This window comes from Pseudomonas helvetica (assembly GCF_039908645.1).
Taxonomy (GTDB): Bacteria; Pseudomonadota; Gammaproteobacteria; order Pseudomonadales; family Pseudomonadaceae; genus Aquipseudomonas; species Aquipseudomonas helvetica.
Genome location: NZ_CP150917.1, coordinates 2,179,095 through 2,198,770 on the forward strand (window position 1 = coordinate 2,179,095; position 19,676 = coordinate 2,198,770).

18 protein-coding genes are annotated in these 19,676 nt (G+C 60.0%); 5 read left to right on the top strand and 13 right to left on the bottom strand.

The annotated features are described in order from the left end of the window. Nucleotides 1-3: 3 nt before the first annotated feature. Nucleotides 4-762, bottom strand: coding sequence for a transporter substrate-binding domain-containing protein (locus AABM55_RS09905; protein ID WP_347929436.1), 759 nt, complete (start codon nucleotides 760-762; stop codon nucleotides 4-6). 146 nt (nucleotides 763-908) lie between these two features. Here AABM55_RS09905 and dnaX point away from each other — a divergent pair, with 146 nt between their 5' ends. From dnaX to AABM55_RS09925, 4 genes are all read left to right on the top strand, one after another. Further along, a complete protein-coding gene (gene dnaX, locus AABM55_RS09910) occupies nucleotides 909-3,014 on the top strand; it encodes a DNA polymerase III subunit gamma/tau (RefSeq protein ID WP_347929437.1) in 2,106 nt (701 codons plus the stop codon). Between the two features lie 67 nt (nucleotides 3,015-3,081). Beyond that, on the top strand, nucleotides 3,082-3,420 hold the full coding sequence (locus AABM55_RS09915; RefSeq protein ID WP_008028561.1) for a YbaB/EbfC family nucleoid-associated protein: 339 nt from the start codon (nucleotides 3,082-3,084) through the stop codon (nucleotides 3,418-3,420). A 322-nt stretch (nucleotides 3,421-3,742) separates the two neighbouring features. Further along, the gene (gene recR, locus AABM55_RS09920; RefSeq protein ID WP_054593221.1) at nucleotides 3,743-4,345 is read left to right on the top strand and encodes a recombination mediator RecR; all 603 of its coding nucleotides are present in this window, start codon (nucleotides 3,743-3,745) and stop codon (nucleotides 4,343-4,345) included. 205 nt (nucleotides 4,346-4,550) lie between these two features. Continuing rightward, nucleotides 4,551-5,699, top strand: a complete 1,149-nt coding sequence (locus AABM55_RS09925) for an acyl-CoA dehydrogenase family protein (protein ID WP_347929438.1) — start codon at nucleotides 4,551-4,553, stop codon at nucleotides 5,697-5,699. Between the two features lie 120 nt (nucleotides 5,700-5,819). Here AABM55_RS09925 and AABM55_RS09930 read toward each other — a convergent pair whose 3' ends face one another. From AABM55_RS09930 to ccoG, 8 genes are all read right to left on the bottom strand, one after another. Next, the gene (locus tag AABM55_RS09930) at nucleotides 5,820-6,368 is read right to left on the bottom strand and encodes an adenine phosphoribosyltransferase (RefSeq protein WP_054593219.1); all 549 of its coding nucleotides are present in this window, start codon (nucleotides 6,366-6,368) and stop codon (nucleotides 5,820-5,822) included. A gap of 78 nt (nucleotides 6,369-6,446) precedes the next feature. Continuing rightward, complete coding sequence (gene fnr, locus AABM55_RS09935) at nucleotides 6,447-7,181, bottom strand: fumarate/nitrate reduction transcriptional regulator Fnr (RefSeq protein ID WP_054593218.1); 735 nt, start codon at nucleotides 7,179-7,181, stop codon at nucleotides 6,447-6,449. Between the two features lie 79 nt (nucleotides 7,182-7,260). After that, nucleotides 7,261-8,643, bottom strand: a complete 1,383-nt coding sequence (hemN, locus tag AABM55_RS09940) for an oxygen-independent coproporphyrinogen III oxidase (RefSeq protein ID WP_347929439.1) — start codon at nucleotides 8,641-8,643, stop codon at nucleotides 7,261-7,263. Between the two features lie 317 nt (nucleotides 8,644-8,960). Further along, nucleotides 8,961-9,644 carry a sulfite exporter TauE/SafE family protein gene (locus AABM55_RS09945; protein ID WP_103315349.1) on the bottom strand — a complete coding sequence of 228 codons (684 nt, stop codon included), beginning with the start codon at nucleotides 9,642-9,644 and terminating at the stop codon, nucleotides 8,961-8,963. Beyond that, entirely contained in the window at nucleotides 9,637-9,867 is a 231-nt protein-coding gene (gene ccoS / locus AABM55_RS09950; protein ID WP_347929440.1) for a cbb3-type cytochrome oxidase assembly protein CcoS, read from the bottom strand. The genes AABM55_RS09945 and ccoS overlap by 8 nt, the downstream gene beginning before the upstream one ends. 22 nt (nucleotides 9,868-9,889) lie before the next feature. Then, on the bottom strand, nucleotides 9,890-12,340 hold the full coding sequence (locus AABM55_RS09955; protein WP_347929441.1) for a heavy metal translocating P-type ATPase: 2,451 nt from the start codon (nucleotides 12,338-12,340) through the stop codon (nucleotides 9,890-9,892). 176 nt (nucleotides 12,341-12,516) lie between these two features. Continuing rightward, nucleotides 12,517-13,056, bottom strand: a complete 540-nt coding sequence (locus tag AABM55_RS09960; RefSeq protein ID WP_347929442.1) for a FixH family protein — start codon at nucleotides 13,054-13,056, stop codon at nucleotides 12,517-12,519. A gap of 11 nt (nucleotides 13,057-13,067) precedes the next feature. Then, the gene (gene ccoG / locus AABM55_RS09965; RefSeq protein WP_347929443.1) at nucleotides 13,068-14,483 is read right to left on the bottom strand and encodes a cytochrome c oxidase accessory protein CcoG; all 1,416 of its coding nucleotides are present in this window, start codon (nucleotides 14,481-14,483) and stop codon (nucleotides 13,068-13,070) included. 472 nt (nucleotides 14,484-14,955) lie between these two features. Here ccoG and AABM55_RS09970 point away from each other — a divergent pair, with 472 nt between their 5' ends. Next, nucleotides 14,956-15,966 (top strand): metallophosphoesterase, encoded by a 1,011-nt coding sequence (locus tag AABM55_RS09970; RefSeq protein WP_347929444.1) that lies wholly within the window; start codon nucleotides 14,956-14,958, stop codon nucleotides 15,964-15,966. A gap of 78 nt (nucleotides 15,967-16,044) precedes the next feature. Here AABM55_RS09970 and ccoP read toward each other — a convergent pair whose 3' ends face one another. The 4 genes from ccoP to ccoN are packed head-to-tail and all read right to left on the bottom strand — an operon-like array spanning nucleotide 16,045 to nucleotide 19,260. Beyond that, nucleotides 16,045-17,022, bottom strand: coding sequence for a cytochrome-c oxidase, cbb3-type subunit III (gene ccoP, locus AABM55_RS09975; protein WP_054593210.1), 978 nt, complete (start codon nucleotides 17,020-17,022; stop codon nucleotides 16,045-16,047). Further along, on the bottom strand, nucleotides 17,019-17,204 hold the full coding sequence (locus tag AABM55_RS09980) for a CcoQ/FixQ family Cbb3-type cytochrome c oxidase assembly chaperone (RefSeq protein ID WP_003175465.1): 186 nt from the start codon (nucleotides 17,202-17,204) through the stop codon (nucleotides 17,019-17,021). Before AABM55_RS09980 ends, ccoP begins: the two co-directional genes overlap by 4 nt. 5 nt (nucleotides 17,205-17,209) lie before the next feature. Beyond that, the gene (gene ccoO, locus AABM55_RS09985; RefSeq protein WP_054593209.1) at nucleotides 17,210-17,818 is read right to left on the bottom strand and encodes a cytochrome-c oxidase, cbb3-type subunit II; all 609 of its coding nucleotides are present in this window, start codon (nucleotides 17,816-17,818) and stop codon (nucleotides 17,210-17,212) included. After that, nucleotides 17,818-19,260: a cytochrome-c oxidase, cbb3-type subunit I gene (gene ccoN / locus AABM55_RS09990; RefSeq protein WP_054593208.1), complete on the bottom strand. Its 1,443-nt coding sequence runs from the start codon at nucleotides 19,258-19,260 to the stop codon at nucleotides 17,818-17,820. Before ccoN ends, ccoO begins: the two co-directional genes overlap by 1 nt. Nucleotides 19,261-19,676 lie beyond the last annotated feature (416 nt).

The following is a 19,676-nucleotide window of genomic DNA, read 5'->3' on the forward strand; positions in this document are numbered from 1 at the left end:
GGCTTACTGGTCGGCCAGGGTCGGTTCGTTGGTTCCGGTGTAGAGCCTGATGATGTCGTCGACTTCCCCGGACATTTTCATCTTGAGCAGCGTTTGCAGAATCAACTGGACCGGCAGTCTTGGGTCGTTACGCACGTAGCAGCCGACGTTTTGCTCCTGCAACACCGCGACTGCCCGCAATGGCCGGTCGGGCAACAGTTGCAGGTTGACCCAGTCCAGGGCCCATTGATTGCTGACGGCGTAGTGATTACGGCCGGCCGCCAGTTTTTTCAGCACGAGTTCCTGGTTGCGTGCGTCGTCGCGCTTGAGTTGGCCGTTGTCGAAGAGTGGTTGCAGGGTCGGGTAGCTGTAGCCGAGTACGGTGCCGATCGACTGCACAGGAAGGCTGGCAGGGATGACCGAGGCAGGAGAGCCTTGCGTGCTGACCAGCACGTCGCGTTGAAACCACAACGGAACGCTCCAGAGATAGTCTGCGGACTGATTTGGTAGCCAGGACTGCGCCGCGTAGCAGCGGATGTCGATTTCCCCGTGCTCCATGGCGCTCTGCACACGTGCGCGGGCCAGCACGTGAAACTCGGCCGGCAGTCCCAGTTGTGTGGCCAGGCTGAGCATCACGTCGTACAGAATGCCTTGGGTCGGTCGGCCATGATCGATTTGCACCATGGGCATCGCCCAGCTGTCGGTGATCGCAAAGCGCAAGGGTGCAGGCGCGCTGGTAGCGCTGACGCTGATCAACAACAAAGCCCCCAAGGCTGAACGCATAAATTCTCCAGCAAAAAGACCGGCAGGAGCCGATTAAAACGGATCCAAATACCAGCTTAGCCAGATTAGCCGAGCACACCGGATGCAATTTTGGCCTTGCTCCGCTAGCATTACCCGCTTCCGCTTCCCAGATGCGACGGTTTTCGATGAGTTATCAGGTTCTTGCACGTAAATGGCGTCCGCGCTCGTTCCGCGAAATGGTCGGCCAGACCCATGTGCTCAAGGCTCTGATCAATGCCTTGGACAGCCAGCGGCTGCACCACGCCTATCTTTTTACCGGCACCCGCGGTGTGGGCAAGACCACCATCGCGCGGATCATTGCCAAATGTCTGAACTGTGAGACAGGTATCACTTCGACGCCGTGTGGCGAGTGCTCTGTGTGCCGCGAAATCGATGAAGGGCGCTTTGTCGACCTGATCGAGATCGACGCCGCGAGCCGGACCAAGGTCGAGGACACCCGTGAGCTACTCGATAACGTGCAGTACGCGCCGAGCCGTGGGCGCTTCAAGGTCTACCTGATCGACGAAGTGCACATGCTCTCCAGCCATTCCTTCAATGCGCTGTTGAAAACCCTCGAAGAGCCGCCGCCCTACGTCAAGTTCATCCTGGCGACCACCGACCCGCAGAAACTTCCTGCAACGATTCTGTCGCGGTGCCTGCAATTCTCGCTGAAAAACATGACGCCGGAGCGCGTGGTCGAGCATTTGACCCATGTGCTGAGCGTCGAGAATGTGCCGTTCGAAGACGATGCGCTGTGGCTGTTGGGCCGCGCTGCCGACGGTTCGATGCGCGATGCGATGAGCCTCACCGACCAGGCCATCGCCTTCGGTGAAGGCAAGGTCATGGCGGCCGACGTGCGGGCGATGCTCGGCACGCTCGATCATGGTCAGGTCTACGATGTCCTGCACGCGCTGCTCGATGGCGACGCCAAGGCGTTGCTCGAAGCGGTGCGGCATCTGGCAGAGCAGGGCCCGGACTGGAATGGCGTGCTGTCGGAAATTCTTAACGTGCTGCACCGCGTCGCGATTGCCCAGGCCTTGCCTGAAGGCGTCGATAACGGTCATGGCGACCGCGACCGGGTGTTGGCGCTGGCTCAGGCCTTGCCAGCCGAAGACGTGCAGTTCTATTACCAGATGGGCTTGATTGGTCGCCGCGATTTGCCGCTGGCGCCGGACCCGCGCGGCGGATTCGAAATGGTCTTGCTGCGAATGCTCGCGTTCCGTCCGGCAGACACTGCAGACGCGCCGAGGCAGCCGCTAAAGCCAGTGGGGATCAGCCAGGCCACAGTTGATTCCGCAAACTCAGTGGCTGGCGCACCGCGTGTTGCGCCGGTAATCGCGCCCGCACCCGTTACCGCTGCGCCTGCCGCGGCGCCGCTTCAACCGGTTGCCGAGGTGGTTGCACCAGCGCCGGCACCTGAGCCTGTTGCTCCGGTGGTCGTGCCTGCGCCGGTGGTCGAAGCGGTGGCTGAACCCGTGGCCATTGTCGAAGAAGTCGTCGACTTGCCCTGGAACGATCCGGTAGAGCCTGAGATCGTCCAGCAACCGGCTGTCGAGCCGGTGCTGGAGACGACTGCCGAGCAGCCTGACCTGACGCCAATGCCGACGGCGACTCCGGACAGCGTTGTACCCGATGCGCCTTCGATAGCCGCAGCGCCGATTCCCGAGCCGTCGGTGGCTGACATCGACGCCGCCACGCCGGGAATGGACCTGGATGACGAGCCGCTGGACGAGGACTACATCGAGCCGGACATGGATTCGGCCTATAGTTACCTCGATGAGCTGGCCAGTGAGCACGCCGCAGAACCCGCGCCGGCCCCCGAACCTGAACCGGCTGCGATGCCGGCCACAGGGCTGGCATTGCAATGGCTGGAGCTGTTCCCGAAATTGCCGATTTCCGGCATGACCGGCAGCATCGCCGCCAACTGCACGCTGATTGCCGTCGATGGTGACCACTGGTTGCTGCACCTGGACCCGGCCCACAGCGCGCTGTTCAACGCAACTCAACAACGCCGGCTGAACGATGCGCTGAACCAGTATCACCAGCGCACCCTGACGGTGAGCATCGAGCTGATCAAGCCTGAGCAGGAAACCCCGGCCCAGGCGGCTTCGCGTCGACGTGCCGACCGCCAGCGCGAGGCTGAGGATTCGATCCACGGCGATCCGTTCATCCAGCAAATGATGCAACAGTTCGGCGCGGTGATCCGTAACGATACTATTGAACCTGTCGAGGCTCTGGTCAGCCAGGGCTAATAACTGAAGGTGTTCGGCCCACTGGGCCGGGCGCTGTTTTGATCCAAGTACTTTTGAGGTGATTCCCATGATGAAAGGTGGCATGGCCGGCCTGATGAAGCAGGCGCAGCAGATGCAGGAAAAAATGGCCAAGATGCAGGAAGAGCTGGCCAACGCCGAAGTCACCGGTAAAGCCGGTGGCGATATGGTCACCGTGGTGATGACCGGTCGTCACGACGTCAAGCGCGTGACCATCGATCCAAGCCTGGTCGAAGGCCTGAGCGAGGACGACAAGGAGATGCTGGAGGCCGTGTTCGCCGCCGCCGTCAACGACGCCGTCCGCAAGATCGAAGCCAACAGCCAGGACAAAATGTCCGGCATGACCGCAGGCATGCAACTGCCGCCGGGCATGAAACTGCCATTCTGATTCGCTGACGCGTCGGATGCTCTACAAAAATGCCAGGCACTCAGCCTGGCATTTTTGTTTCTGTGACACAAAGTTCGTTTTTGTGGCGAGAGGGCTTGTCGGAACGCCGCACCGCCCCGTTCGGCTGCGAAGCAGCCGTAATTCAGGCAATCGTGTTCTTTCAGGAGCGTAGCATTGTCTGGATTGCGACCGCTTCGCGCTCGAACGGGGGCAAGCCCCCTCGCCACAGTGAAAGCAAAATCATTGCTGCAGATGAGCATTTGACGCTGGCCAGAGGCGCGGGTATAAACCGCGTCTTGTTGATATGTCGGACGTTTCCCCCATGAGCTTCAGCCCTTTGATTCGCCAACTGATCGACGCCTTGCGCACCTTGCCCGGTGTCGGTCAGAAAACCGCCCAGCGCATGGCGTTGCAACTGCTCGAGCGTGATCGCAGCGGCGGCTCGCGGCTGGCGCTGGCCCTGAGTCAGGCCATGGAAGGGGTCGGTCATTGCCGACTGTGCCGCACACTGACCGAAGACGATCTGTGCCCGCAATGCGCGGACCCTCGCCGCGACGACACCTTACTGTGCGTGGTCGAAGGGCCGATGGATGTCTACGCCGTGGAGCAGACCGGGTTTCGCGGTCGCTACTTCGTGCTCAAGGGGCATTTGTCGCCACTCGACGGTCTGGGGCCGGAAGCCATCGGCATTCCGCAATTGCTGGCGCGGATCGAAGAGGCGGGTACGTTCACTGAAGTCATCCTGGCCACCAACCCGACGGTTGAAGGTGAAGCGACAGCGCACTACATCGCCCAGTTGCTCAGCAATAAAGGCCTGATTGCTTCACGCATCGCCCATGGTGTGCCGTTGGGTGGCGAGCTTGAACTGGTGGATGGCGGGACATTGGCCCACTCCTTCGCGGGGCGTAAGCCAATCGTGTTGTAACTGTGGCGAGGGAGCTTGCTCCCGTTCGGCCGCGAAGCGGTCGTAATCCGGCAATCGCGTTACATCCGAATACTTGCAGTGGCTGAATTTAGGGTCGCTTCGCAACCCAGCGGGAGCAAGCTCCCTCGCCACATGAAAGTTTCGGACATCTTGAAAACCAAGCAAGCGCTCGGTAAGTTAGCTGAACTTTCAGTGGAGCTCGCCGATGCCTGCCTTTCAGGAATACTTCGACCCCAGCCATCAGTTGGTCCGCGACAGCGTACGACGTTTCGTCGAGCGCGAGATTCTTCCGGACATCGATCAGTGGGAGGAGGCCGAGGGCTTTCCTCGTGAGCTTTATCTCAAGGCCGGTGCAGCGGGCATTCTCGGAATTGGCTATCCCGAAGCGCTGGGTGGCAGCCACGAAGGTGATCTGTTCGCCAAGATCGCCGCCACTGAAGAACTGATGCGCTGTGGTTCCGGCGGGCTGGTGGCGGGGCTGGGCTCGCTGGACATCGGCCTGCCACCGATCCTCAAATGGGCCAGGCCCGAGGTGCGCGAGCGAGTGGTGCCGCAAGTCCTTTGCGGCAAAAAAATCAGCGCGCTGGCAGTTACCGAGCCCAGCGGCGGCTCCGATGTGGCCAACCTGCAAACCCGCGCCGTGCGTGACGGGGATTACTACCGGGTCAGTGGCAGCAAAACCTTTATCACCAGCGGTGTTCGCGCGGATTTCCATACCGTCGCGGTGCGCACTGGTGAGCCGGGATTTGGTGGCATCAGCCTGCTGCTGATCGAGAAGGGCACGCCAGGATTCACTGTCGGTCGTCAGCTGAAAAAAATGGGCTGGTGGGCGTCGGATACCGCCGAGCTGTTTTTCGATGATTGCCGTGTGCCGGTGGGCAACCTGATCGGCGTCGAGAACATGGGCTTTGCCTGCATCATGGGCAACTTTCAAAACGAGCGCCTGGCGTTGGCATTGATGGCCAACATGACTGCGCAACTGGCGCTGGAAGAAAGCCTGAAATGGGCCCGGCAGCGCGAAGCGTTCGGCAAGCCGATTGGCAAGTTTCAGGTGCTCAAGCATCGCTTGGCGGAGATGGCCACGGCGCTGGAAGTCTCCCGGGAGTTCACCTATCGCCAGGCGGCGAAAATGGCGGCGGGGCAGAGCGTGATCAAGGAAATATCCATGGCCAAGAATGTGGCCACCGACACGGCTGATCGCATCACCAGCGACGCGGTGCAGATCCTCGGTGGGTTGGGCTACATGCGTGAAAGTCTGGTGGAGCGGCTGTACCGCGACAGCCGGATCCTGTCCATTGGCGGCGGTACGCGTGAAGTGATGAACGAGATCATCAGTAAGCAGATGGGGCTTTGATCTGGTCTGAGCGGCTCGGTGTGGCGGCGCCCCCATCGCGGGCAAGCCTTGTTCCTACAGGAGACGGTGCTTTTCGTAGGAGCAAGGCTTGCCCGCGAGGGCGTTGGTGACGACGCCGACTTATCTTTCGTTCAGCGAAAACTGTGTCAGGCAGAACGTCGGGATGCCCATGTCTTCCAGGCGCTGGGAGCCGCCCAGTTCCGGCAGGTCGATAATTGCCGCGGCTTCGAAAACCCGCGCGCCCATGCGTCGAATCAGGTTGGCCGCAGCGATCAGCGTACCGCCAGTGGCGATCAGGTCATCGAAGATCAGCACCGAGTCGCCTTCGCAGAGGCTGTCGGCGTGAACTTCAAGAAAAGCTTCGCCGTACTCGGTCTGATACCCCTCGGACAGTACGTCAGCCGGCAGTTTGCCTTGCTTGCGAAACAGCACCAGTGGCTTGTTCAACTGATAGGCGAGGATCGAGCCGATCAGGAAGCCGCGCGCATCCATGGCGCCGATGTGCGTGAAGTCAGCCTCGACATAGCGGTGCGCAAAGCTGTCCATCACCAGACGCAGGGCCTTCGGGGACTGGAACAGCGGGGTGATGTCGCGAAAGATCACGCCCGGCTTTGGAAAATCGATCACGGGGCGGATCAGGGATTTGATGTCGAAGGAGTCGATGACCATCGTCGAGGTGTCCTGGCAGGCTACAAACGGCGAAGTATAACTGCGGCCGGGCGGGTTCGCTCAGCCGCAATCGCAACGTCAGCCTTCGACCGAGCCACCGGCCAGTGCACACAGCTGGATCGGGTCGAGGATGTGCACTTCCTTGCCTTCGGCGGCAATCAGCTCGTTCTGCTGGAAGCGCGTGAACACCCGGGACACTGTTTCCACGGCGAGGCCCAGGTAGTTACCGATTTCGTTGCGCGACATGCTCAGGCGGAACTGGTTGGCAGAGAATCCGCGTGCGCGGAAGCGTGCCGACAGGTTGACCAGGAACGTGGCGATACGCTCGTCAGCGGTCTTTTTCGAGAGCAGAAGCATCATTTGCTGGTCGTCACGAATCTCGCGGCTCATCACGCGCATCAATTGGCGGCGCAACTGTGGCAGTTGCAGGGCCAGTTCATCGAGCCGTTCGAAGGGGATTTCGCACACCGAGGTGGTTTCCAGTGCCTGGGCCGAAACCGGGTGGCTCTCGGTGTCCATGCCCGACAAGCCGACCAGTTCACTCGGCAGGTGGAAGCCGGTGATCTGTTCTTCGCCGCCATCGCTCAGGCTGAAGGTTTTCAACGCGCCAGAGCGTACTGCAAAAACGGAATCGAACTGATCGCTCTGACGGAACAGAAACTCGCCTTTTTTCAGCGGGCGACCACGTTTGACGATATCGTCCAGCGCATCCATGTCTTCCAGATTCAGAGAAAGTGGCAGGCAGAGGGGTGCCAGGCTGCAATCCTTGCAATGTGCCTGGCTGTGAGCGCGCAGTTTAACTGGCTCGGACATTTCTTAGATCCTTGTGGGAAAACACACATAAGACGTAAGGGTAACCCACGCAATGACATCGAAGCCAGCCTGTGGTGTCTTAAATTACCCGAGAGAATCGTTGGCGATTCTGTTGCTCCAGGTAGGCATCGAAGACCATGCACACCGAACGGACCAGTAACCTTCCGGCCGGCAGGACCACGATTTTTTCGCTGTCGAGTTCGATCAGGCCATCCTCGGCCATGGCCTGCAACTGCGGCCAGAGCTCGCTGAAGTAGCCGCGAAAATCAATGTTGAAAGCCTGCTCTATCTGGGCGAATGCCAGACTGAATGTGCAGATCAATTGCTGAATCACTGCCCGCCGCAGACGGTCGTCCTGGTTGCACAGCAAACCACGACTGGTGCCCGGTTGCGCGCTGGCCAGAGTGTTTTGGTACTGATTCAGGTCGCTGCTGTTCTGGCAGTACAAATCGCCGATCTGGCTGATGGCCGACACGCCAAGACCGATCAGGTCGCAATGACCGTGGGTGGTGTAACCCTGGAAGTTGCGTTGTAGCGTCGACTCTTCCTGAGCGATGGCCAGTTCATCATCCGGCAGGGCGAAATGGTCCATGCCGATGTAGCGATAACCGGCGGCGGTCAGTTGCTCGATGGTGCGCTGAAGCATGTTCAGTTTTTCGGCGGCTGCCGGCAGGTCGCTGCTGTTGATTCGCCGCTGTGGCATGAAACGTTCGGGCAGGTGTGCATAGTTGAACACCGAGAGCCGATCCGGTTGCAGGTTGATGACTTCGTCCACGGTGCGGGCGAAGCTCTCGGCGGTTTGCTTGGGCAGGCCGTAGATCAGGTCGATATTGATCGAGCGAAACTGCAAGGTGCGCGCCGCCTCGATCACTGCGCGGGTTTCTTCCAGGCTCTGCAGGCGGTTGACCGCACGCTGTACGGCCGGGTCAAGGTCTTGCAGGCCGATGCTGACCCGGTTAAAACCCAGTTCGCGCAGCAGGCCCATGGTTGACCAGTCGGCTTCGCGTGGGTCGATCTCGATGCCGTAATCACCGGAGTCATCGTCCAGCAGGTTGAAATGCTTGCGCAGTTGCGCCATCAACTGGCGCAGTTCGTCGTGGCTGAGAAAGGTCGGGGTGCCGCCGCCGAAATGCAGTTGCTCGACTTTCTGGTTCGGGTCCAGGTGGCAGGCGATCAGTTGGATTTCCTGTTCCAGGCGCTGCAGGTAGGGCAGGGCACGGCCACGGTCCTTGGTGATGACTTTGTTACAGGCGCAGTAGTAGCAGATGTTTGCGCAGAACGGCACGTGCACATATAGCGACAGTGGGCGCAGGGCCTTGCGGCTTTCGCGCAGGGCATGGAACAGATCGAAAGTACCGACCTGGCTGTTGAACTGCACCGCGGTCGGATACGAGGTGTAGCGTGGTCCCGCCAGGTCGTAACGGCGGATCAGATCTGTGTCCCAACGAATGGCGTCGAGCATGCGGGCATTCCCCCGGATAGGCTGGCAGTGGTGGCGAGTCTAGGGGGTGCGACGTTGGGGCATCTTGATTTGCATCAAGGGTAACCGGAAGTGGTGCGGCCCTTTGTAGCAGCTGCCGCAGGCGGCGTTCGAGGACGTAGTCCTCGCAAATACGATGCATGCGGTTTCACTGAGACAGCGAGGTGGAGGTTTTACTTGTGGCGAGGGGGCTTGCCCCCGTTCGGCTGCGCAGCAGTCGTAAGATCATAGGCAGGATACGATTGCAGATTTTGGGGCCGCTTCGCAGCCCAGCGGGGGCAAGCCCCCTCGCCACAGTTTTAGTGCCCCATGAGCCAATGCTGATGCGGTCCCGGCAAGGTCCAGATGCCAAACAGGATCACCAGCAAGCCGCCGGTCATGCGCACGCTACGTTTGCGCAGTAACGCCGTGACCCGTTCGGCCGCAAGGCCAGTGGCCAACAAAACCGGCCAGGTGCCAAGGCCAAACGCGAGCATCAACAACGCGCTGTCGATGGCATTGCCCTGGCTGGCAGACCACAACAGTGTGCTATAGACCAAACCGCATGGCAGCCAGCCCCAGAGTGCGCCGAGCAGCAACGCACGCGGCAGGCTCGACACCGGCAACAAACGGTTGGCAACGGGTTGTATGTAGCGCCACAGGCCACGTCCCAGGCTTTCGATGCGGGTCAGGCCGCTCCACCAGCCGGCCAGGTACAGGCCCATGGCGATCAGCAGCAAGCCGGCGAGGATCCGCATGAACATCGCCGCCGGGCTGTTGGCCACCGCCCATCCCGCCAGGCCGATCAACAGGCCGGCAGTGGCGTAACTGAGAATCCGCCCGAGGTTGTACGCCAGCAACAGGCGAAAGCGCCGGCTGCGCTGTTCCTTGGGAATCGCCAGGGTCAGCGCGCCCATCAACCCGCCACACATACCCAGGCAATGCCCGCCGCCGAGCAGGCCAAGGATCACCGCAGAAACCAGCAGTGGCGCCAACTCAAGCATGAGGCGGGGCCTTGTCGTTCGGCTTGGCCGGATCGGTCGGCGAGTGACCGCTGGCTTCGTCGACTGCCGCCTGATGGCTCGGGTCCTGGTCGTCGAACAGGATGCTGTGGGCCGGACCGTCGAGGTCGTCGTACTGACCGCTGTCGACCGCCCAGAAGAAAATGTAAATGGCGATGGCGACGATCAGCAGCGCTGCCGGGATCATCACATAAAGAGCTGGCATCTGGACTCCATGCCTGACCGGATCAAACCGGTAGCGGGCGGGTGACTGGCGTGGCGCTGGCGCTTGGCTGGCTCGGTATGCGAGTCAGGCGAAGTGCATTGAGTACCACGGTCAGCGAACTGATCGACATGCCGACCGCGGCCCATACCGGAGTGATCCAGCCGAGGGCGGCGAACGGCAACATGAAGCCATTGTACAGCCCGGCCCACAACAGGTTCTCGATGATTACCCGACGTGTACGCCGGGCCAGGCTGAAGGCTTGCACCAAGGCGTCGAGACGATTGGACAGCAGCACCGCGTCGGCGCTGGTTTTCGCCAGGTCGGTGGCCGAGCCCATGGCCACGCTGATGTCGGCTGCGGCCAGCACCGGCACGTCGTTGACCCCGTCGCCGAGCATCAACACCTTGCGGCCCTGCTGGTGCAACTGCTTGAGCACCTGCAGCTTGTCATCCGGGCGCAAGCCGCCGCGGAACTCGTCGATACCCAACTCGGCGGCGACACTGGCAACCATCGGCGAGCTGTCGCCGGACAGCAGCAGCGTACGCCAACCGCGTGCTTTACACGCCGCGAGCAGCGCTGGTGCGTCGTTGCGCAGGCGGTCGTCGAGCACGAACCAGGCCAGCGCGCCATGGCTGTCGCCAAGCAACAGCCATTGACCGGCTTCATCCGGGATTGCCGGCACAGCGCAGCCGCTGAGTTCGCAGACAAACGCCGGCTGACCGATGCGCAGGCGTTGTTCACCAACCAGACCCTCAAGGCCCAGTCCTGGAGTGTTGAGGACTTCTTCGGCGGCCAGCGGCGCTCGGCCAAAGGCGCGGGCAATCGGGTGTTCAGAACGGTTTTCGAGGGCGGCGGCGAGGCCCAGGCACTGATCGCTGTCGAGCGCGCCCAGCGGTCGAATCGAACGCAAGGCCAGGCGACCTTCGGTGAGTGTGCCGGTCTTGTCGAAAATCACCGTGTCGATTTGATTCAGGCCTTCCAGCACGTGACCGCGGGTCAGCAGCAGGCCGAGTTTGTGCAAGGTGCCGGTGGCGGCGGTGAGCGCGGTCGGCGTGGCCAGTGACAAGGCGCAGGGGCAGGTCGCGACCAGCATTGCCAGCACGATCCAGAAGGCGCGGGATGCATCCAGCTCCCACCAGAGCAAACCGATGGCAGCAGCGGCAATCAGCGACAACAGAAGGAACCACTGCGCAGCCCGGTCGGCAATTTCTGCCAGGCGTGGTTTTTCGGCCTGGGCGCGATCCAGCAGGCGGACGATGGCGGAGAGGCGAGTGTCCTGACCCAGCGCGAGCACTTCGACGGTCAGTGCGCCCTCGACATTCAGGGTGCCGGCCGTCACCGCATCGCCGAGCGTCCGGGGTTGCGGCAGGTACTCACCGGTCAGCAGCGACTCATCGATGCTCGACTGGCCATCGAGGATTTTTCCGTCGGCCGGGAGGATGGCGCCGGGGTGCACCAAAACATGGTCACCGAGACGCAACTCGCTGAGCAGGATGCGCTCGCTCTGGCCGTCCGCACTCAGGCGCAGGCACGATGCGGGCAGCAGGTTCACCAATTGCGCGGTGGCGGCGGCGGTGCGTTCACGGGCGCGGCGCTCCAGATAGCGGCCCGCCAATAGAAACAGCGCAAACATCCCGACCGCGTCGAAATACAGCTCGCCGACGCCGGTGATTGAGGTCCAGATCCCGGCGAGGTAGGCGCCGCCGATGGCCAGCGACACGGAAACGTCCATGGTCAGGTGGCGGCTGCGCAGGTCGCGCATCGCACCTTTGAAAAACGGCGCGCAGCTGTAGAACACAATCGGCGTGGTCAGGAACAGAGCGACCCAGCGCAGGATGGTGTGCAGCTCGGGGCTGAGGTCGATATTGAATTCCGGCCAGGTGGCCATGGTCGCCATCATTGCCTGGAACCACAGCAAGCCGGCGACGCCCAGTTGGCGCAGGGCCAGGCGGTTTTCGCTGGCCAGTTGTTCGCTGGCGCGGTCGGCCTGGTAGGGGTGGGCGGCATAACCGATGTGACGCAGTTCGCTAAGCAGCTGGCTCAACGGCAACTGGCTGTCGGCCCAGCGCACGTGCAGGCGATGGTTGGACAGGTTCAGGCGCGCCTCGGCCACGGCCGGCAGGCTGCGCAGGTGTTTCTCGATCAGCCAGCCGCAGGCCGCGCAGCTGATACCTTCCATCAGCAAGGTGGTTTCAGCGAGTTCGCCGTCGTGGCGAACAAACGGTTGTTGCACGTCGGCGCGGTCATACAGCGCCAGTTCGTCCACCAGTTGCACCGGCAAGGCTTCAGGGTTGGCCGAAGCCTCGCTGCGATGGCTGTAATAGTGCTCCAGCCCGCCCGCGACAATCGCCTCGGCCACGGCCTGGCAACCCGGACAGCAGAGCTCGCGGGTTTCGCCGAGGATGACGGCGGTAAACCGGCTGCCGGAGGGAACGGGCAGGGCGCAGTGGTAGCAGGGGAGCGGAGTGGTCATGTTTGTTGCCATGAGAACTATTGTGGCGAGGGAGCTTGCTCCCGTCGGTCGGTCCGCGTTCGGGCGAAGCAGTCGTCAAACTGCGCCCGCGATAGGCCTGAACGAACCGGTCTGCAGGGTTCGGGGGCGCTTCGCGCCCCAGCGGGAGCAAGCTCCCTCGCCACAGAGCGCAGGTGTTACTGCTTCAGATCTTCCGCGCCTTGCAGCGGTTCGTCACCGAGCAGCAAATGCTTGTCGTGACCGATCTGTTCTTCTTCGAACATTCGCCACACATGATCGTCCTGGCTGCCCAGCAACTCGACGAAGCGCCGGCCTTCGATCTTGTCGGTCAGCTGGCCGATATAACGACCTGGTTCGGTCGCGCTGCGGGTCAGGGTGATCTTGCGGTCTTTATCCGGCTGGGTCGGCGAGATCAGGTTCAGTTCCAGGGTCGCGGGCATGCTGTTGCCGGTCAGGCGCACGTCGACTTCGCCGGTCACCTCATCCAGATGCACGTTGGCGCGCAACAGCAGGGTCTGGGCCAGCAGCTCGCGGTCCAGCGAACGGTTGATGCCTTTGCCTGCCTCGTAGTAATTGTCGTTGACCAGGTTATCCGGGTTTTTCACAGCAATGGTCACCATGGACAGGGTCAGTGTCACCGAACAGGTCAGAATCCCGATGATGATCCATGGCCAAAGGTGCTTGTACCAAGGGCTGGTGGCAGTTGCTGCGGGCATGATGACTTCTCTCAACGGGTTTGTGGGCCGATGAATCGGCTCTTGGCTTCAACGTGGACGCTGTTGTCGTCGGCATCCTTGAGGGTGAATTTCACCTCGTTGGTGCTCGACGGCAGTTGTTCCGGTGCACTCGACAGCTCGACCGGCATGCTGAAGATTTCGCCAGCAGCCACCTTGATCTCGCGCTTGCCTTGCAACTTGAGATCCGGCAGCCCGGAGGCTTCCAGCACGTAGGTGTGGTCGCGCTGATCCTTGTTCATGACTTTGAGGCTATAGACGTTCTCGATCCGGCCTTCGGCGTTCTCGCGGTACAGCACACGGTCCTTGCTGACATCGAAGCCGACCAGCGAGCGCATGAAGAACGCGGTGATCAGCAAGCTGATCATGGCCAGCAACACCAGCGCGTAACCGATCAGGCGCGGACGCAGTTTATGGGTTTTTTGCCCGGACAGGTTGTGCTCGGTGGTGTAGCTGATCAGGCCGCGCGGGTAGTCCATTTTGTCCATGATGCTGTCGCAGGCATCGATGCAGGCGGCACAGCCAATGCATTCGATCTGCAAGCCGTCACGGATGTCGATGCCGGTCGGGCACACCTGAACGCACATGGTGCAGTCAATGCAGTCGCCCAGGCCCTGAGCCTTGTAGTCGATGCCTTTTTTGCGCGGACCACGGGCTTCGCCGCGGCGCGGGTCGTAGGAGACGATCAGCGTGTCCTTGTCGAACATCACGCTCTGGAAGCGCGCGTAAGGGCACATGTAGATACACACCTGTTCGCGCAACCAGCCGGCGTTGCCGTAAGTGGCGAGGGTGAAGAAGCCGACCCAGAAATACGACCAGCCATCAGCCTGGCCGGTGAAGAAGTCGATCGTCAGTTCACGAATCGGTGAGAAGTAGCCGACAAAGGTCATGCCGGTGACGAAACCGATCAACAACCACATCGTGTGTTTGCTGAGTTTGCGCAAGAACTTGTTGGCGCTCATTGGCGCCTTGTCGAGCTTGATGCGCTGGTTGCGGTCGCCTTCGGTGACCTTCTCGCACCACATGAAAATCCAGGTCCAGACACTTTGCGGGCAGGTATAGCCGCACCAGATGCGTCCGGCATACACGGTAATGAAGAACAGGCCGAAGGCGCTGATGATCAACAGGCCGGACAGCAGGATGAAATCCTGCGGCCAGAAGGTCGCACCGAAGATGAAGAATTTGCGCTCCGGCAAGTTCCACCAGACCGCCTGGTGACCGCCCCAATTGAGCCAGACCGTGCCGAAATACAGCAGGAACAACGCGGCGCCGCCCGCCATCCGCAAATTGCGGAACAGGCCGGTGAAGGCGCGGGTGTAGATTTTTTCCCGAGAGGCGTAGAGATCGACGCTGTTATTTGCGTTCTTGGCAGGCGGGGTGACGTCGTGTACCGGAATCTGGTTGCTCATCATTGCATCCCACGGCAGTGGAAAAATGCCTCGGTCAGTACGTGCCGACCGCGGTCAAAAAGGGTGTTGCAGTGGCGTAATGATACGCCTGTCGCTCTAGCTCAAGGGTGCGACCTTTGGTCGCGTTGGTGGAAATTCGTAGATGGTGTAGCAAATGTAACAAATCGTGATGCAGATCAATTGACTTGTTGAGTATAGCTATCCGTCCGCCCAGGGTTACTACCGCGCGCCTGCAAGGGGCGTACCGAGTCCGATTCCCTCATCCACCTCCTTCCACTGTCTGACATTCATTTGCGCTGGACTATATAGAACATTTTTTAGTGAGTGTTTTGAAGTGTGCGAGTGTCTGTGGATGTTGGAAATATCTGCTGTTGATCTGCAGAGGTCGGTAGTTTGTTAATTATCAAGGGGCGATATATTTTGCAGTTGCCGCTATGGAGTGGCTGTTAACTATTGATGGAAATGGACTTCTATGACTTTATATAAAGAGCGTGTGTGGCTGGTGTGCCTTGCACTGGCGTTGGTTATCCCTGTGGTCTATGGCGCCTCGGCGGCAGAGACGCCGCGCCATATGGTGTTTGTATCGGATTCGCAATACCCCTGGACTGATCTCACGGATGATAATCTTCCGGATCCCAACAAGGAGGCGCGCTCAAAAGAGCTGATAGAGTTGCAGTACTCCGATATTTCAAGTTTCAGGAAGTTGAATGGCGGCGCATCCCGCATACCGGTGATGATTAACGGTGATATCACAGCCTTTGGTCATGGTGGCGAACGTTCATACATGAAGTCGGTTTTCGAGAATAAACTGGAGGGGCTATATGATTTCGGGCTGGGTAATCATGACTATGCCAATAACGTGGACGACTGTTTCCTGAATAGCTGTGCGGCTGGTAGTGTCAACGACCTCAAGGATCGCTACTGGGGAAAAGTCGAATCCATGGATCTGGCGGCAAGAAGCTCGGGCGTGGGGACGATCTTTTATGGCAGCCTCGCTTACTCGAAAAATATCGGTGATGTGCACATGGTTCAATTGAATAATGAACCGACCTATACCGTCAGTTTTACCTCCGGCAATCCACTTGCTCCGACAACGTTTGAAATTACCCCTGCGCTTGACTGGCTGGAGCGGGATTTAAAGAGGGCGAGAGAGGAGGGCAAAATCATTATTCTGAATATGCACAAGGTTTATCAGTGGGACGGCAACGACGAGCAGATTTCGAGATTCAAACAGATCGTCGAGAAATACAAGGTAACGGCGGTCTTTGGTGGGCATGATCACTGGGGTGCGGGGACTTACTTTGATTGGGGCAAGTCACAGTACTTTGGTGATGTACCGGTCTTTCTAAGTGGCTCTGCCTCCCAACAAACTTATCTGATTGCCAGTTTTACCGCTGATCGGCAGTCGCTGGCGGTCAGCGTTGTTCGCAACAGTAACTGGCCAAGCCGAAAGCTCGATCAGGTCATCCCGGTCTTGAAGTAGGCAAATGAATGACGGAAATGAAAACGGCCCCGCCAGATCACTGGCGGGGCCGTTTTTTAGTGCGATCACGCGTTTGCCTTACTCGGCGTCAGCAGCTTTCTCACCGTGAGACAGGCTGTAGACGTAAGCGGCCAGCAGGTGAACCTTATCGTTGCCTTGCAGCTGTTCTTGCGCAGGCATCTGGCCCTGACGGCCGTAACGGATGGTCTGCTGCAGTTGAGCAAAGCTCGAACCGTAGATGAACGCGGCCGGGTGGGTCAGGTTAGGTGCACCCATGGCTGGGGTGCCTTTACCTTCCGGACCGTGGCAAGCCACGCAGTTGGCAGCGAAAATCTTCTGGCCGGCAACCGGATCGGCCTTGGCGCCTTCCGGCAGCTTGCGGCCATCGAGGTTGGTCAGCACGAACGCGGCAACGTCGCTGACGCCTTGCTCGCCGATCACTTCACCCCAAGCCGGCATCATCGCGTGACGGCCGCCCATGATGGTGGTCTTGATGGTTTGTGGCTCGCCGCCCCAACGCCAGTCTTCGTCGGTCAGGTTAGGAAAGCCGTAAGCGCCTTTGGCGTCGGAGCCGTGGCAAACCGAGCAGTTGGAGGCGAACAGGCGGCCACCCATCTTCAGGGCTTGTGGGTCCTTGGCAACTTCTTCAATTGGCATGGCTGCGAATTTGGCGAAGATCGGACCGAACTTGGCATCCGACTTGGCCATTTCCTTTTCCCACTCGTGAACGCCGGTCCAGCCGGACTGGCCGTTGGCGAACGCGGTCTGCTTCTCGTTGTCGAGGTAGCCGTAACCCGGCAGCAGGCCTTTCCAGTTGCCCAGGCCCGGGTACAGCACCAGGTAGCCGAGGGCGAAGATGATGGTGCCGACAAACAGCATGAACCACCATTTCGGCAGCGGGTTGTCGTACTCCTCGATCCCGTCGAAGGCGTGGCCAACCGTCTCATCCGTCTGCTCGGCGCGCTGGCCCTTGCGGGTCGACAGCAGCAGCCAGGTCAGGGCGAAAATGGTACCCAGACTGAGGACTGTGACGTACAGACTCCAGAACGTAGTCATTCTTTGTTACTCCTAGAAGCTTGCTCGACGTGCTTGATGGCTTCGGGATCATCCGCGAAAGGCAGCAAGGTCGCGTCTTCAAACTCCGATTTGCGCTTGGGGCTGAACACCCACAGCGCCAGACCGATAAAGGCAACCATCACGACAACGGTGCCCAGGCCACGAATCATCCCGATATCCATCTAAATCACCGTTTGCTTTTGATGATGGTGCCCAGGCCTTGCAGATAGGCCACCAGCGCGTCCATTTCGGTTTTGCCCTTCACGGCATCTTTTGCACCGGCGATGTCTTCGTCGGTGTAAGGAACGCCGAGGGTGCGCAAGACTTCCATTTTCTTCGCGGTGTCCTTGCCGTCGAGCTTGTTTTCCACGAGGAACGGGTAAGCCGGCATTTTCGACTCTGGCACCACGTTGCGCGGGTTGTACAAGTGCGCACGCTGCCAGTCATCGGAGTAACGACCGCCAACGCGGGCCAGGTCCGGACCGGTACGCTTGGAGCCCCACAGGAACGGGTGGTCCCAGACGCTTTCACCGGCTACCGAGTAGTGGCCATAACGTTCGGTTTCAGCACGGAACGGACGGATCATCTGCGAGTGGCAGCCGACACAACCGTTGGCGATGAAAATGTCACGGCCTTCAAGTTCCAGTGCCGGGCGTGGCTTCATGCCTTCAACCGGCTTGTTGGTCACGTCCTGAAAAAACAACGGGACGATCTGGGTCAGGCCGCCGATGCTGACGGCGATGACCATGAAGAAGGCCAGCAGGCCAATATTCTTCTCGACTGCTTCATGCTTCATCAGTGAGCTCCAACGACAGCGATCTGAGCGGCGGCTTCAGCATCTTCCGGATTCGAGGCGCGTACGGTGCGGAACACGTTGTACGCCATGAACAGCATGCCGCTGGCAAAGAACGCACCGCCAAGGGCGCGAACGATGAAACCAGGGTGGCTGGCTTGCAGGGCTTCAACGAAGGAGTAGGTGAGGGTGCCGTCATCGTTGATTGCACGCCACATCAGGCCCTGGGTGATGCCGTTGACCCACATCGAAGCGATGTAGAGCACGGTGCCGATAGTCGCGAGCCAGAAGTGCGTGTTGATCAGGCCGATGCTGTGCATCTGCGCACGACCGAAGATTTTCGGGATCATGTGGTACAGCGCACCGATCGAAATCATCGCTACCCAGCCCAAGGCACCGGCGTGTACGTGGCCGATGGTCCAGTCAGTGTAGTGAGACAGCGAGTTGACAGTCTTGATGGCCATCATCGGGCCTTCGAAGGTCGACATGCCGTAGAACGCCAGGGACACGACCAAAAAGCGCAGGATCGGGTCGGTGCGCAGCTTATGCCAGGCGCCCGACAGGGTCATCATGCCGTTGATCATCCCGCCCCAGCTTGGCGCCAGCAGGATGATCGACATCGCCATGCCCAGCGACTGAGCCCAGTCCGGCAGTGCGGTGTAGTGCAGGTGGTGCGGGCCAGCCCAGATGTACAGGGTGATCAGTGCCCAGAAGTGCACGATCGACAGGCGATACGAGTAGATCGGACGCTCGGCCTGTTTCGGCACGAAGTAGTACATCATCCCCAGGAAGCCGGTGGTCAGGAAGAAACCTACCGCGTTGTGGCCGTACCACCACTGGATCATGGCATCAGTCGCACCGGCGTACGCCGAATAGGACTTGAAGAAACTGACCGGCAAGGACGCGTGGTTGACGATGTGCAGCATCGCCGTCACGACGATGAAGGCACCGTAGAACCAGTTGCCGACGTAGATGTGCTTGGTTTTGCGCTTGACGATGGTGCCGAAGAACACCAGGCCGTAGGTGACCCAGACGATAGCCAGCAGGATAGCCAGGGGCCATTCCAGTTCCGCGTATTCCTTGGTGGTGGTGTAACCCAGCGGCAAGGTAACGATCGCGCCGACGATCACCGCTTGCCAACCCCAGAAGTGGAAGGCGGCGAGGCTGTCGGAAATCAGTCGCGTTTGGCAGGTTCGCTGCACGACGTAATAGGAAGTGGCAAACAGTGCACAACCACCGAAGGCGAAAATCACCAAGTTGGTGTGCAACGGGCGTAGGCGTCCAAACGTCGTCCACGGCAGGCCGAAATTCAACTCCGGCCAGACCAGTTGTGAGGCGATGAAGACACCGAGCCCCATGCCAAGGATCCCCCAGACCACCGTCATGATGGCGAACTGGCGGACTACCTTATAGTTATAAGCAGTCGGACTGATTGCTGTGCTCATTCTAAGGTTCCACGGTTTAGGTGTTTTATTAGGGATAAAAATCGGTCGCAAGTATGGAGAAAGCGGGGGGTCATTGCAACGCGCCATGACCTGCGTCAATGCTTTCAAAAGCTGATTCTGCGGCCTTTCCATGCTCCGCGTAGGGACAAAATTGCCCATGGACAAAATGTCTCGGCGGACCAAAAAGGCGAGGGGGTCGGGTCAGGTGTAACTGGGTGTGTTCAAACGAGGCGGGCAGGTGACAGACGGCAATTTGCGCGACAGCCGGTATCTACCAGCCTTTGCGGCCTGTCATCGAACAGATTCGTCGAACGCACCGTGTACGGTTGACCTTTGACCGGCTGTTGCCAGTCCGCTTCGAAGCAAGCGTAGACGCGAATCCACCGAACCGAAAGGCAGACCCATTGAGGGGTGCG

Bases quoted from the DNA above. Each gene is read 5' to 3' on its own strand.
- AABM55_RS09905 (WP_347929436.1), bottom strand. From the start codon at position 762: ATGCGTTCAGCCTTGGGGGCTTTGTTGTTGATCAGCGTCAGCGCTACC.
- dnaX (WP_347929437.1), top strand. From the start codon at position 909: ATGAGTTATCAGGTTCTTGCACGTAAATGGCGTCCGCGCTCGTTCCGC.
- AABM55_RS09915 (WP_008028561.1), top strand. From the start codon at position 3,082: ATGATGAAAGGTGGCATGGCCGGCCTGATGAAGCAGGCGCAGCAGATG.
- recR (WP_054593221.1), top strand. From the start codon at position 3,743: ATGAGCTTCAGCCCTTTGATTCGCCAACTGATCGACGCCTTGCGCACC.
- AABM55_RS09925 (WP_347929438.1), top strand. From the start codon at position 4,551: ATGCCTGCCTTTCAGGAATACTTCGACCCCAGCCATCAGTTGGTCCGC.
- AABM55_RS09930 (WP_054593219.1), bottom strand. From the start codon at position 6,368: ATGGTCATCGACTCCTTCGACATCAAATCCCTGATCCGCCCCGTGATC.
- fnr (WP_054593218.1), bottom strand. From the start codon at position 7,181: ATGTCCGAGCCAGTTAAACTGCGCGCTCACAGCCAGGCACATTGCAAG.
- hemN (WP_347929439.1), bottom strand. From the start codon at position 8,643: ATGCTCGACGCCATTCGTTGGGACACAGATCTGATCCGCCGTTACGAC.
- AABM55_RS09945 (WP_103315349.1), bottom strand. From the start codon at position 9,644: ATGCTTGAGTTGGCGCCACTGCTGGTTTCTGCGGTGATCCTTGGCCTG.
- ccoS (WP_347929440.1), bottom strand. From the start codon at position 9,867: ATGCCAGCTCTTTATGTGATGATCCCGGCAGCGCTGCTGATCGTCGCC.
- AABM55_RS09955 (WP_347929441.1), bottom strand. From the start codon at position 12,340: ATGACCACTCCGCTCCCCTGCTACCACTGCGCCCTGCCCGTTCCCTCC.
- AABM55_RS09960 (WP_347929442.1), bottom strand. From the start codon at position 13,056: ATGCCCGCAGCAACTGCCACCAGCCCTTGGTACAAGCACCTTTGGCCA.
- ccoG (WP_347929443.1), bottom strand. From the start codon at position 14,483: ATGAGCAACCAGATTCCGGTACACGACGTCACCCCGCCTGCCAAGAAC.
- AABM55_RS09970 (WP_347929444.1), top strand. From the start codon at position 14,956: ATGACTTTATATAAAGAGCGTGTGTGGCTGGTGTGCCTTGCACTGGCG.
- ccoP (WP_054593210.1), bottom strand. From the start codon at position 17,022: ATGACTACGTTCTGGAGTCTGTACGTCACAGTCCTCAGTCTGGGTACC.
- AABM55_RS09980 (WP_003175465.1), bottom strand. From the start codon at position 17,204: ATGGATATCGGGATGATTCGTGGCCTGGGCACCGTTGTCGTGATGGTT.
- ccoO (WP_054593209.1), bottom strand. From the start codon at position 17,818: ATGAAGCATGAAGCAGTCGAGAAGAATATTGGCCTGCTGGCCTTCTTC.
- ccoN (WP_054593208.1), bottom strand. From the start codon at position 19,260: ATGAGCACAGCAATCAGTCCGACTGCTTATAACTATAAGGTAGTCCGC.